The organism is Defluviicoccus vanus (genome assembly GCF_014672695.1).
Taxonomy (GTDB): Bacteria; Pseudomonadota; Alphaproteobacteria; order Rhodospirillales; family Defluviicoccaceae; genus Defluviicoccus; species Defluviicoccus vanus.
Genome location: NZ_CP053923.1, coordinates 2,276,985 through 2,290,379 on the forward strand (window position 1 = coordinate 2,276,985; position 13,395 = coordinate 2,290,379).

Below are 13,395 nucleotides of genomic sequence, written 5' to 3' on the forward strand. Positions count from 1 at the left end.
TTGTGTCCGCCAGGATTGCCGTCGTCCTCTTTAACCTTGGCGGCCCGGATTCGCCCGCTGCGGTCCGACCTTTCCTTTTCAACCTGTTTAATGATGCGGCGATTATTGGCCTGCCGCAGCCGCTACGCTACCTGATCGCCTCGCTGATCTCGCGGCGGCGGGCGGTGGTGGCGGCGGAAATCTATGCGCGTTTGGGCGGCAGTTCGCCGCTGCTGGCGGAAACCCGGCGCCAGGCACAAGCACTGCAGCAGGTGCTGCGCGACGGTGGCCTCGACGCCACCACCTTCGTCTGTATGCGCTACTGGCATCCCATGAGTACGCAGGTTGCCGCTGCCGTCGCGGCGATGGCACCGGATCTGGTGTTACTTCTGCCGCTCTACCCGCAGTTCTCGACGACAACGACGGCGTCCTCGCTCGCCGACTGGCGGCAGGCCGCGGCAGTAGCTGGTCTGGTTGCACCGACGCGCACCGTCTGCTGCTATCCCACACAGCCGGGCTTGGCAGCCGCCGTCGCCGATTTGCTGGCGACGGCGCTCGCATCGACCGATCCTACTCAGCCGACGCGGGTGTTGTTTTCCGCCCATGGTCTGCCGAAGCGGGTGGTAGCCCGTGGCGATCCTTATCCCTGGCAGGTGGCGGCAACGACACGCGCTGTGGTGGTGGCGTTGGGCCGTTCGGGTCTCGATCATGTGGTCTGCTACCAGAGTCGGGTAGGGCCACTGGAGTGGATCGGGCCGTCGATCGAGGCTGAACTGGAGCGGGCCGCGGCGGACGCGGTGCAGGTGGTAGTGGTGCCCATCGCCTTCGTTTCCGAACACTCGGAGACGCTGGTGGAACTCGACGTGGATTATCGGACGCGGGCCGATGCGCTTGGCATCAAGGGCTATGTCCGGGTGCCGACAGTCAGCTGCCATCCGGTGTTCATCGATGGTCTCGCTGCGCTGGTTCAATCGGCACTGAGCGGTGCAGGCGGACCAGCGCCCGCCAGTGGCCGCAGACTCTGTCCGGCGGATCAGCCCGGGTGTCCATGTTTGCCATCGACGCCTGCTGCCACAGCCCCTATGTGAAGGGCGTTCGAGCAAAGCGACAGGACAGGTTTGAGCGACGATGGACTATCTCTGGGTGAAGGCCCTGCACGTTATCAGCGTCATCGCCTGGATGGCGGGGCTACTCTATCTGCCGCGGCTCTTCGTCTATCACACCCAAGCGGCCGTCGGCTCGCCGGAGTCGCAGACGTTCAAAGTCATGGAGCGGAAACTGCTCCGCTTGATCATGAACCCGGCGATGATTGCGAGTTGGGCCTTCGGGCTCTGGTTGATCGTTATCCTCGGCTCCTCGGCAATGACTGCTGGCTGGCTGCACGGCAAGTTGGCCCTGGTGGTCTTGCTTTCGGTGGCGCACGGCTTTATGGCCCGCTGGCGGAAGGACTTCGAGCGGGATACCAACCGGCACACGGAACGGTTCTTCCGCATCGTTAACGAAGTACCGACTCTGCTGATGATCGGTATCGTCATCCTCGTCATCATAAAGCCGTTTTGATCAGGCGATCGCACCGCAGTCAGGGGTGTCGCTGTCGCGAACCTTGGCGGAGAGAAAAAGTGTAATGAGAGTTTGACAACGACCCTTGTCTTGGGCCATCTATAAAGCGTAATCACGAGTAAGACCTCAATCCAAACATTCCAGGTTTCACCAGCGTCGCCCAATGCCGGCCGCGAGTTGCGGTTGTGCTTTCAGAAGGGGCGACTGCGCCGGATTTCCGAATTGGCCAATGCGACCATTCGATGGAAATCCAGCTGGAGCAGCTGATCCTCTATGCAACTTAAAGAACTGAAAACAAAGCCTCCGGCCGAGCTCCTCACCTATGCGGAGGAACTCAAAGTCGAAAACGCAAGCTCACTGCGCAAACAGGAAATGATGTTTGCGATTCTCAAGCAGCTCGCTGAGAATGATATTGCGATCTTCGGCGACGGAGTCCTCGAAGTCCTCCAGGATGGGTTTGGCTTTCTCCGCTCGCCGGAAGCCAACTACCTTCCTGGTCCTGACGACATCTACGTCTCACCAAGTCAGGTCCGGCGTTTCGGACTACGGACCGGTGATACGGTTGAGGGCGAGATNCGCGCACCAAAGGATGGCGAGCGCTATTTTGCGCTATTGCGGATAACGGCGATCAACTTTGCTGATCCGGCGGAGGTGCGCCATCGCATCAACTTCGACAATCTGACGCCGCTCTACCCGCAGTCGCGTCTTGGCATGGAAACGGAGGAGGCACCCACCAAGGATGTCACCTGCCGGGTGATCGATCTAATCACACCCATCGGCAAAGGCCAGCGAGCGCTGATCGTCGCCCCGCCGCGCACCGGTAAAACGGTGATGCTGCAGAATATCGCCCACGCCATCGCCCGCAACCACCCCGAGTGCTACCTCATCGTCCTGCTCATCGACGAGCGGCCGGAAGAAGTCACTGACATGGCCCGTTCGGTCAAGGGCGAGGTGATCAGTTCCACCTTCGACGAGCCAGCGTCCCGCCATGTTCAGGTCACCGAGATGGTGATCGAGAAGGCGAAGCGTCTGGTCGAGCACAAACGTGATGTGATCATTCTCCTCGACTCGATCACGCGCTTGGCTCGCGCCTACAACACCGTCGTTCCTTCGTCAGGCAAGGTGCTCACCGGCGGCGTCGATGCCAATGCTTTGCAGCGGCCGAAGCGCTTCTTCGGTGCGGCGCGCAATATCGAAGAGGGTGGCTCGCTCACCATTATCTCTACGGCGCTAATCGATACCGGCTCGCGCATGGATGAAGTCATCTTCGAAGAGTTCAAGGGCACTGGTAACTGCGAGATCATCCTCGACCGCAAGCTCTCCGACAAGCGCACCTGGCCTTCCATCGATATCACCAAGTCCGGGACGCGCAAGGAAGAGCTGCTGGTGGACAAGGGGACACTCTCGAAGATGTGGGTCCTGCGCCGGGTGTTGATGCCGATGGGCGTTGTCGATGCTATGGAGTTCCTTCTCGACAAGCTGAAGAGCTCGAAGAGCAACAATGATTTCTTCGAAGCGATGAACAGCTGATGCGGGAGGGCCAAATTCCTTTTGGCCCTCAACGGCACCGCATGCTAAAGCCGATTGGGCACACCGAAGAGCAGCGTCTGCGACGTCGACGACTTGATCGGCGATGGCGGTTTGCCCTTTATCGGTGGTGCGAAGCGAGCGGGTATCGGCGGTCAGCGGTGGCGCCGGCCGGCTCAGCCGAAGGCGGCTCTGCGTTCATGCCAGATGAGGCAGTGGAAATTGTATGCGAGGTTGGCCATGCCGATCTTGATCGTCGCCCGCGGCACAACCGATCGTCAGGACGAACAGACCCATCCGCGATTTCTGCTCGGCAAACGGATGCTCGACCTTAGCACACACTATCGAGCGGGCCCGGTTGGCGTGTCGATGTGCCGCCGGACTTTTGGTCCTCATCGGTAAATCAGCACAAGAGACGCGGCATGAACTCGCCGGACAACTCCGTTGACAAACACCTGAGGCGATGATTGTCGCATCGACCAGCGTTCCCGTCTTAACCCGGATTGCCTTTGCCCTGAGTTGGGCGTGATTGTGTCGAACGGCGCCTTGTCCAGTCCGCACTACCAGTGCCTTGCGGAAACGCACGAAGGCCGTCCGTTCCGGTGTCTTCTCCAGGGCCAAAAATCCGCCAAACCGCCGGAATGGCGAACTGTCATCCAGCGCTTCGGTGAGCTTGACGTGCGAGAGATCTGACCACACCGTCAGCAGCTGCTGGCGCATGCTTCATCCCAATCCATTGCCCAGATTGAGGGAATCATCATCCAAGCGCTTCGTCCAGATATACCCGCGCACAGGTTTGCTAGGCTCGCCTGAACCGGCGTTCATCCCCTCACTGCGCGTGGACGATCCGTCACGCCTGCGAACCGAGGCAAATTTCGCTGATGCGCAATCACACCGGTGACGATACCGGGCCGATTGTCGCGTGACTTGGCGACCGATCCGCATCCGGGGAATTTCCCCGGGAACTCACTCCCCCAGCGCGGTGGTGGTAGCCGATTTCGGTCGTGAGCCCTTCACCAGCCGCTCGCTTAACCCCTGCAGAACAACGAAGAACACCGGTACGAACAGAATGGCGAGGAAGGTCGAGGCGAGCATGCCGCTGAACACCGCCGTTCCCACCGCCCGTTGACTGGCCGAGCCAGCGCCTGACGCGAAAACTAGCGGGATGACACCGCAGATAAAGGCAAAGGACGTCATCAGGATCGCCCGCAGGCGCTTGTGGGCGGCGGTGATGGCCGCCTCGTGCAAGCTGTCCCTNNGTTCGAGGCGCAGTTTGCGGGCAAACTCGACAATCAGAATCGCATTCTTGGCCGCCAGCGCAATCAGCAGTACAACACCGATCTGCGTGTACATGTTGGTATCGTAACCGCGGATGGCGAGACCGATCACGGTTCCCAGCAGCGCAAGCGGCACCACCAGAACCACCGCCGCTGGCATGAACCAGCTTTCGTACTGGGCGGCGAGGACGAGAAACACCAGAACGATGCCCATACCGAACACTAGCAAAGTCTGATTGCCCACTTTCTTTTCCTGTAAGGCGGCACCTGTCCACTCGTAGCCCATGCCGTTCGGCAATTTTTTAGCTGCCATCTGCTCCATCAGCCGCAGTGCTTCCCCGGAACTGAAGCCAGGCGCGGCTGCGCCGTAGAGCGAGGCGGCAGGAAACAGATTGTAGCGGGTCACTACTGGGGCGCCGAGCGTCTCGCTCACCTTCATCAGCGTGCCGAGCGGAATCATCTGCCCCGTCTGGTCACGCACTTCGAGCCGCTTGATGTCGGCAGGATCGAGCCGGAACCGTGTGTCTGCTTGGACATTAACTTGGTAGGTGCGACCGAACAGGTTGAAATCGTTGACGTAGGCCGAGCCGAGATACGTTTGCAGCGTATCGAACAACCGGTCGAGCGGAACCCCCAGCGTCTTCGCCTTGTCGCGATCGATGTCAACAAAAAGCTGCGGCGTTTCGGCCGTGAACGTGGCGTTGAGATTGCCGAGGCCGCTCTGGTTGCGGCCAGCGGCGACCATCTCCTGACTGATTTGCTGCAACAGGGGCAGACCCAGATCGGCGCGATCCTGGACGACCATTTCGAAGCCGCCGGTCTGGCCGAGGCCGTCGATGACCGGTGGGGGAAAGGCAAGCACAAACGCGTCGCTAATCCCGAAGAACTTCTGCTGCAGACTGCCGAGGATCGCCTCTTGCGTCAGACCGGGGCGATCTTTCCAGTCCTTCCAGGCGATGAACGTAGCGGCCGAGTTGGACTGGTTGACGCCATCGAGGATCGACAGGCCGCCCAGGGTCACCCAGGAATCGACGCCCGGTTCATGAGCGATAATCTCGTTCATCTGGTTGGTGACCTCCCGGGTGCGCGCCTGCGAGGCGGCATCGGGAAGCTGGATGGCAACAATGCCATAACCTTTGTCTTCGGTCGGTAAAAAGCCGGTGGGCAGCCGTAGATACCACCAGACCGTCAGCGTGATCAGGCCGAGGAAAACCAGCATCGCAATGCGGGCATGGTGAACCATCACCGCAACGACACCAGTATAGAATCGCTCGAAGGTGGCATAGCCGCGGTTGAAGCCGCGATAGAAGGCGTTCTTCTTCTTCCCGCTCGGCGGTCGCATCCACAGTGCCGCCTGCGCCGGCTTCAGCGTCATCGCATTGAGGGCGCTAATCAGCGCCGTTGCGGCGATGACGAGAGCAAACTGACGGAATAGCTGGCCGGTAATGCCGGGAAGCATCGACGCCGGCAGAAAGACCGACGACAGCACCAGGGTGATGCCGACGATCGGGCCGATCAGTTCGTGCATCGCCTGGATGGTCGCATCTCGCGGCGACGCGCCTCGCTCCATGTGGTGTGCCGCCCCTTCGACGACGATGATGGAATCGTCGACGACGATGCCGATGGCAAGTACCAACGCAAACAGCGTCATCAGATTGATGCTGAAGCCAAGCGCCAGCATTACCGCGAAAGTGCCGAAGATGGTCACCGGCACCGTGGTCGCGGGGATCAGCATCGCCCGCCAGTCCTGCAGAAAGATCAGGATGACAACCAGCACCAGCATTCCCGCTTCCATCAGCGTCACATAGACCTGCTTGGTCGCGGCATTGACGAAGGTTGTCGTATCGTAGGGAATATCCTGGGCAATACCGGCAGGGAACTCTTTGGCGATGTCGTTTATTGCATTGCGCACCCGCGTCGCAGTCGCCAGCGCGTTTGCCCCCGGCTGAAGATAAATCAGCACCAGAGTTGCCGGCGTGCCGTTCTTCTCGGCGTAGGTCTCGTAGGTTCTGGCACCCAGTTCCACCGACGCCACGTCGCGGATACGGGTGATCTTGCCCGCCTCCTGCCGATCCGACTTAAGGATGATATTGCCGAACTGCTCGGCATCAGTAAGCCGACCCTGAGTATTGATCGTGTACTGGAAGCTCTGGTCTGTGGGTTGCGGCGGCGCGCCGAGCCGGCCGGCCGCCACCTGCTGATTCTGTTCGCGCACGGCTTCGAGAACATCAGTGGTGCTGAGGCCGAGTGACCGGAGTCGGTTCGGGTCGAGCCAGATGCGCATGCTGTATTCGGCGGCGCCGAACACTTCGGCCTTGCCCACACCCTCGAGACGCGCCATGCGGTCCTTGACCTGCAGCAGAGCAAAATTGCTGAGGAAGACGTCGTTATAGGCGCCATTGGGCGAGGTAATCGCGATCACCAGGAGAATGTTGGGCGAGGTCTTCTCCACCTTCACCCCCTGGCGGCGGACCTCTTCCGGCAGCCTCGGTTCGGCGACACTGACCCGGTTCTGCACCAGCACAGTGGCGATATCGAGGTTGGTGCCGACTTCGAAGGTCACGGTCAGGGAGTAGGTGCCGTCGGAGGCACTCTTCGAGGACATGTACAGCATGCCTTCGACACCGTTGACTTCCTGTTCGATCGGCGAACCCACCGTCTCGCTGACGATTTTGGCGTTAGCACCGGGATAGCTGGTGGAGACGCTGACCGTCGGCGGCGTGATCTCGGGATATTGCGCCACCGGCAACAGGGTCAGGCAGAACACACCGATCAGGATCGTGACGATAGCGATCACATTGGCGAAGATCGGGTGATCAATGAAAAACTTGGGCATGGGGGCGGCTTATCCTGCCTCAGTGCGCCGCTGCCGGCTGGCTGCCGCCCGCTGGTGACGACGTGGCGGCGCCGTTCGATCCATCCGCATCCTCTGGCTGTGGCTGCGCCGGCACGCCATCGCGCACCCGCTGCAGACCGCTAACGACGATCCATTCGTCGCCCTTCAGCCCGTCGAGAACGACGCGGTGGCCATCGACGAGGGTGCCGAGCTTGACCTGCATCTGCCGGACGATGTTATCGACACCAACGGTATAGACGTACTTGCCGCGTTGATCGGTGCCGATCGCCCTCTCCGGCACCATGATCGCATTGGCGATCTGACCGATCGGGGCACGGATGCGCACGAACAGGCCGGGGAGAATGCGCAGGTCGGCGTTGGGAAAAGTGCCTCGCATCAAAAGCGTTCCGCTCGCCGGATCGACGCCGACGTCGGCGAAATCAAGCTGACCGCGGTAAGGAAAACCGTCCTGGTTGGCAAGCCCCATGTCCAGCGCCACGGCAACCGCACCCGACGGGCTGATAAGACCCTTGGACTGGGTTGCGGCGCTACCGATCGATGTCGCCGACTTGTCGCCCAGCTTCAACAGGTCGAGTTCGTTGAGGTTGAAATAGGCATAGATCGGATTGAGGCGGACGAGCGTCGCCAAGTGGGTGCTTTCGCCCGAGCCGACAAGATTTCCCACGTCGACGAGACGCCGGCCGATGCGGCCGTCGAAGGGCGCGATGATCCGGGTGTACCCGAGATCGAGCTTGGCTTGATCGAGCTTGGCGATGGCACCGGCCAGCGCCGCCTGCGCGCTGTCGCGCTCCACTCGCCATTGCAGCACGTCGGTATCGGCAGCGGCCTTCTGCCTCGACAGTCGGTCAAAGCGGGCAAATTCGATTGTTGCCCGATCGAGTCGCGCTCGTTGCTGCGCCACCTCCGCGTCCGCCTGGCGCACCGTGGCTTCGAAGGGCTTCGGGTCGATGAGGAACAGGAGTTGGCCCTTACGCACGATCGAGCCGTCGTCGAAATTGACTTGCTCGAGAAAGCCCTCGACGCGGGCGCGCAATTCGACCGTTTCCACCGCCCGGGTGTTGCCGTTGAATTCGAGATAGTTGGTGACCGCCTGGCGCGCCGGCTTGGCGACCGTTACTTGCGGCGGTGGCGGCGCGACGTAGGCGTTGTTCTTATCGTCGCAAGCGGCCAGTCCCGTGAGCATAACAGCCAGGAGAACCCTGAGCACACGCGCTCGCTGCCGCCCTACCCCCATCGATCCTGGCAGACGCATCCTATGATTCCTTGTTCGTGGCGCCACCAAGACTTAACCCCACATTTTAACCAACTACTCGAAACACCGAGCTTGAGCCAGTTGAAAACCTACAATTCGAGGTAGCCTTGCCAGCCGTCACTGCAGCTATTGGCTTTCATTAGAGCGGAGGCCGATCTGAGTGAATCGTTGGGGATTCCCATTGGGGGCTGGTTCTGATTCAAGATGTCTGCCGGAGGAGGAGGCCGGTGGACATGTCGACAGCGCTTTCCCTCGATCTTCGCGTCCGGGTTCTCAAGGCGGTGGCGGAAGGCGCGAGCCATCGCGCGGCGGCGGCGCGGTTCGGCGTCAGCGCCGCCAGCGTGAGCCGATGGCGGGCGCTGGAGCGGACGCAGGGTGATCCGCGCCCTGGCCCGCTCGGCGGCGACCGCCGCTCCGCCCGCGTCGAGGCGCAAGGCGCGCTGATCCGGCAGCTGATCGAGGCGACGCCGGACGTCACCACCGAAGAGCTGCGCGCGACGCTGGCCGAGCGGGGCCACGGTTTCGGCTACGGCACGCTGCAGCGGTTCTTCCGCCGCCACGGGCTCACGCGCAANAAAAAGACCGGCCATGCGACCGAACAGGACCGCCCCGACATCCTGAAGCAGCGCGAGGCGTGGTTCGACGGCCAGATCGACCTGGCCCCGGAGCGCCTCGTGTTCATCGACGAGACCTGGGCGAAGACCAACATGGGCCGTACCTACGGCCGCGCGCCCCGCGGCGAGCGGCTGCGCATGGGCTTCCCCCATGGCCACTGGAAGACCACGACCTTCGTCGGCGCCCTGACCATGCGCGGCATGATCGCCCCCTTCGTGCTCACCGGAGCGATCAACCGCGACGCCTTCGATGCCTATGTCGAGAAGGTGCTCGTCCCCGAGCTCCGCCCCGGCGACATCGTGATCATGGACAACCTGTCCAGCCACAAGGGGCCGCGCACCGATGCGCTGATCAAGGACGCGGGCGCCAGCCTCCTCTTCCTGCCGCCCTACAGCCCCGACTTCAACCCCATTGAGAAGGCGTTCGCGAAGCTCAAGGCCCTGCTCCGCAAGGCCGCCGAGCGCACCGTCGAAGCCCTCTGGGCCGCCATCGGCCGCTTCGCCGACGACTTCACCCCAGCCGAGTGCGCAAACTACTTCAGCGCCTGCGGATACGATCCAGACTGGTAGGATTCCGCTCTAGCAGCCTGTCGGACTTGCGTCTCGGGCGTCGCCGGACCTGCGTAGGGATCGGTGCGTCGGCGCCTCTGTCAGCGCCATTTTGGGCGGTGCGGTCGCGCTGGCGCGCCTGCGGAACTGGCCGCGCAGGCTAGACGGCGCGGCTGAGGGCGAACATCCGCTTCAGGTTCCATGCCATGGTCACAAGCCTCCACTCGCCACGGGCGGCATTGAGCCCGCGCAGCAGGAACTGCCGGAACCCCAGCACGGACTTGATGATGCCAAACACTGGCTCGGGCGTCTGCTTGCGCAGGGCGTAGAGCGCGCGGCCCTGCGGCGTGCGCAGCCGATACGCCATCGCCTGAACCGGGGTGGGGTCTTCGGGCGCCGGTGGCGCCGCAGCGAAGCGCTCTTGCAGGCTGAGATGATGCGCCTCGCGACCAAGTGCGATCAGCGGTTCGATCCCGCCGGCCACACAGGCCTGCACATTCGCCTCGCTGAAGTAGCCATTGTCCGCCAACAGCATGTCCGGCCTGCCGAGCACGTCCGGCAGAGTGCCGATCTTGTCCAGCATGGGTGTAAGCTGCTGCTTGTCGTTGGGCGCCTGCACCACGTCGGCGACCACCACCAGCAGACTGCCCGCCGCCACCGCCGCCTGCGCATTGTAGCACTGCTCAAAACCGCCGCCCGCCACCGCCATGATGCGGCTTTCCTCGTCGGTCAGATTGATCTGATCCGTGGGCAGCGGCGTCGCCACCGGCGGCTTCGGCTCACGGCCCGTGGGCTTCTTGCCGGTGGCCGCTGCCTTGGCGTCCCGTGCTGCGAGTTTCGCCTGATGGTCTGCCTGCTCCCGTTCGAAGCGTTCCTTCGCGCGGGCCTCGATCTTCGCCCGGGCCTCGGCGAGCCTGGACAACCGTTCCTCACGTCGCGCCAATTCGTCGGGGATCGACATGCCGTCAGCGATGTCCACCTGGTCCGCCGCTTCTGCCTTGGCCATGAGATCGGCCACTTCGGCCTGCAGTTGGGCCTCCAGCTTGCCCGCATGGTCATAGGACAGCGCGCTGTGCCGGCTGGCATTGGCGTGGACCTTGGTCCCGTCGAGCCCGACCGTTCCCAGCTTCAGCACGCCCATCTCGCGCGCGAGCACCAGCACCTGGACGAACAGCTTCTCGATCTGCGGCAGAAAGCGTCGGCGGAACGCGGCGATGGTGTCATGGTCCGGATGATCGTTCGCCGCGATGAAGCGGAACGCCACGCTGTCATAGGTCGCCCGCTCCAGCTTGCGGCTGGAGAACACCCCGGTGGCGTAGCCGTAGATCAGAATGCCCAGCAGAAGGCTGGGGTGGTAGGACGCTTCCCCAGAGCCACGGTAGCTGCCGGTCATCGGCCGCAGATCCAGCCCCGCGATCACCTCCACCACGAACCGCGCCAAGTGCCGCTGCGGAAGCCACTCGTCCACCGACGGCGGCATCAGAAATCCGCTGTCGCGGTCGATCGGGCGGAAGTTGCTCATGCCGAAGAGGTCCGGGCCGGGGGCGTGAATCCATGCCCGGATTCTATAACCCACAGCTCCGCCTCGCGTTAAGTCCGACAGGCTGCTAGAGCGGAGGCCGATCTGAGTGAATCGTTGGGGATTGAACGAACCCGCTGTCGCGGGAGTGGGGTGATCGGTTAGCAGGGACAGCTCCCGTCTGAGAGGATTACGGCGTGTTGAAGCCCTATTCTCAGACAGGAGCACCTCGATGGCCGAGATGAGCCCTCTGCGCCGGCGCATGACCGAGGACATGACGGTCCGCAATCTGTCGCCGGCGACGCAACGGTCCTATCTGCACGCGGTCAGCAAGTTCAGCCGCCACTTCGGTCGCTCGCCGGACCAGCTTGGCCTGGAGGACGTGCGCGCGTTCCAGGTCCATCTGGTGTCGACCGGCATTTCGTGGCCGGCGCTGAACCAGACGGTGTGTGCCCTGCGGTTTTTCTACGGCGTGACGCTCGGGCACGGCGAGATCCCGGAGCGGATCCCCGCGCGCGAGCCGCACAAGCTGCCAGTGGTGTTGAATGCCGATGAAGTGGTGCGCTTTCTCGAGGCGGTGCCCAGCCTGAAGAGCCGCGCTGCGCTGGCAACGGCCTATGCGGCACAGCTTCGCCACCCACCTGCTGGAGAACGGCACCGACATCCGCATCATCCAGGTGCTGCTTGGCCACGCCAATCTGTCGAGCACGGTCCGCTATACCCGGGTCTCGAACGGCCTGATCCGGCGAACGCAGAGCCCGCTCGACCGGCTGACGCTGGAGGTCGTGCCGCCCGCCTGATGCGGCCGCACGATGGCGGCCAGATGGGAGGTGGCGGATGTCTTCCGCCGCCATGGGGATGCTTATCGCCGGGCGCACGACGGCCATCTGGGCCGGGTCGAGCGGCGGGTGATGAGTGCGGTCGCGCTGTGCCGGACGGCGGCGCTGGGCGGCCATGCCGAGGGTTGCGCCGACTGCGGCTTCGTCCGCCACGCTTACAACTCCTGCCGCAACCGGCACTGCCCGAAGTGCCAGGGTCAGGCCCGCGCCGAGTGGCTGGCTGCCCGGCAGGCCGAGCTCCTGCCGGTGCCGTACTTCCACGTCGTCTTCACGGTAGCGTCGCCGGCGGCCGAGATCGCCTTCCAGAACAAGCAGACGGTCTATGCCATCCTGTTCCGCACGGCGGCGGAGACGCTGCGCCGGATCGCCGCCGACCCGAATCACCTCGGGGCCGAGATCGGTCTCGTCGCCGTGCTCCACACCTGGGGCCAGACCCTGCAGCATCATCCCCATGTCCATTGCGTCGTACCCGGCGGTGGCCCGTCGCCCGACGGCACCCGCTGGGTCGCCTGCCGGCCCGGCTTCTTCCTGCCGATCCGCGTCCTCTCGCGGCTGTTTCGCCGGCTGTTCCTGGACGAACTGCGCGCCGCGTTCGACGCTGGTCAGCTCGGCTTGTTCGGCGATCTCGCCCACCTCGCCGACCCGGCCGGCTTCGCTCGTCGCCTCCGCGATCTGCGGCGGGCCGAATGGATCGTCTATGCGAAGCCGCCGTTCGGTGGGCCGGAACAGGTGCTGGCCTATCTCGCTCGCTACACCCACCGCGTCGCCATCGCCAATTCGCGGCTGATGACCGTGACCGAGGATGACGTCACGTTCCGCTGGAAGGACTATCGTCACCACGGCAAATCGAAGGTCATGGCCCTCGACGCCGACGAGTTCATCCGCCGCTTCCTGCTCCACACCCTGCCGGACGGGTTCCATCGCATCCGCCATTACGGCTTCCTCGCAAACGGCCACCGCGCCGCGAAGCTGGCGCTGTGCCGCGAGTTGTTGGCCGCGCGACCGATCATCGAGCCCGCAACACCGACTGAGCCGAAGCAGGCCACCATTGCGTTCGATCGCTGCCCCTGCTGCGGCGGCGCGATGATCACCTTCGCCATCCTCCTTCGACCACCGCCCCGCCCCTCGTTCCGCCAGGACACCTCATGAGCCGCCGGCATCCTTGCCGCTCCGCCTGTCCGGCACCGACGCTGCCGTGCGTCGGTGCCCATAGCCTTGTCCAACAGCCTGCCCGGCTGCGCCAGATCCGGCGCAGCGCCCCTCGAACGCGCGGTTCAGCTCACTGCCGCGACCAACCGCCCGGCATCGCCGGCCTCGACCGCTCCCGGGCAATTCTCATGCAGACCCGCCCGAAAGCTGTCTCGGACCACCAGACGCGGCAACAATCCCCATAGCTCGCCGGCCATCCGCGGGTTCGCTCAA

The 13,395-nt window shown here is 63.4% G+C and carries 9 protein-coding genes and 2 pseudogenes; 7 read left to right on the forward strand and 4 right to left on the reverse strand.

Annotated elements, in window-relative coordinates:
• The first annotated feature begins 2 nt into the window (after positions 1-2).
• The 3 genes from hemH to rho all read left to right on the forward strand — a co-directional run bounded on the left by hemH (position 3) and on the right by rho (position 3,069).
• Positions 3-1,067 carry a ferrochelatase gene (gene hemH / locus HQ394_RS10350; RefSeq protein ID WP_223291494.1) on the forward strand — a complete coding sequence of 355 codons (1,065 nt, stop codon included), beginning with the start codon at positions 3-5 and terminating at the stop codon, positions 1,065-1,067.
• Between the two features lie 40 nt (positions 1,068-1,107).
• Positions 1,108-1,539, forward strand: coding sequence for a protoporphyrinogen oxidase HemJ (hemJ, locus tag HQ394_RS10355; protein WP_190260190.1), 432 nt, complete (start codon positions 1,108-1,110; stop codon positions 1,537-1,539).
• 273 nt (positions 1,540-1,812) lie between these two features.
• Positions 1,813-3,069 (forward strand): transcription termination factor Rho, encoded by a 1,257-nt coding sequence (gene rho, locus HQ394_RS10360; RefSeq protein ID WP_190260191.1) that lies wholly within the window; start codon positions 1,813-1,815, stop codon positions 3,067-3,069.
• Between the two features lie 195 nt (positions 3,070-3,264).
• On the opposite strand, the gene HQ394_RS21180 is transcribed toward rho, so the two are convergent.
• The 3 genes from HQ394_RS21180 to HQ394_RS10380 form a co-directional block, all read right to left on the reverse strand.
• Complete coding sequence (locus tag HQ394_RS21180; RefSeq protein WP_407644696.1) at positions 3,265-3,786, reverse strand: transposase; 522 nt, start codon at positions 3,784-3,786, stop codon at positions 3,265-3,267.
• Positions 3,787-4,032: 246 nt separating this feature from the next.
• Entirely contained in the window at positions 4,033-7,179 is a 3,147-nt protein-coding gene (locus HQ394_RS10375; protein WP_190260192.1) for an efflux RND transporter permease subunit, read from the reverse strand.
• Positions 7,180-7,198: 19 nt separating this feature from the next.
• Entirely contained in the window at positions 7,199-8,383 is a 1,185-nt protein-coding gene (locus HQ394_RS10380) for an efflux RND transporter periplasmic adaptor subunit (protein WP_223291495.1), read from the reverse strand.
• Positions 8,384-8,685: 302 nt separating this feature from the next.
• On the opposite strand from HQ394_RS10380, the gene HQ394_RS10385 reads away from it, so the two are divergent.
• Positions 8,686-9,636 carry an IS630 family transposase gene (locus HQ394_RS10385; protein ID WP_190260194.1) on the forward strand — a complete coding sequence of 317 codons (951 nt, stop codon included), beginning with the start codon at positions 8,686-8,688 and terminating at the stop codon, positions 9,634-9,636.
• Between the two features lie 139 nt (positions 9,637-9,775).
• Here HQ394_RS10385 and HQ394_RS10390 read toward each other — a convergent pair whose 3' ends face one another.
• Positions 9,776-11,137, reverse strand: a complete 1,362-nt coding sequence (locus HQ394_RS10390) for an IS1182 family transposase (RefSeq protein ID WP_190260069.1) — start codon at positions 11,135-11,137, stop codon at positions 9,776-9,778.
• Positions 11,138-11,408: 271 nt separating this feature from the next.
• Here HQ394_RS10390 and HQ394_RS19880 point away from each other — a divergent pair.
• The 3 genes and pseudogenes from HQ394_RS19880 to HQ394_RS10400 all read left to right on the forward strand — a co-directional run.
• A pseudogene (locus HQ394_RS19880) lies at positions 11,409-11,555 on the forward strand (phage integrase N-terminal SAM-like domain-containing protein); the annotation flags it as partial.
• A gap of 196 nt (positions 11,556-11,751) precedes the next feature.
• Positions 11,752-11,934 (forward strand): annotated as a pseudogene (locus tag HQ394_RS19885) (tyrosine-type recombinase/integrase); the annotation flags it as partial.
• 12 nt (positions 11,935-11,946) lie between these two features.
• Positions 11,947-13,122 carry an IS91 family transposase gene (locus tag HQ394_RS10400; protein WP_190260195.1) on the forward strand — a complete coding sequence of 392 codons (1,176 nt, stop codon included), beginning with the start codon at positions 11,947-11,949 and terminating at the stop codon, positions 13,120-13,122.
• Positions 13,123-13,395 lie beyond the last annotated feature (273 nt).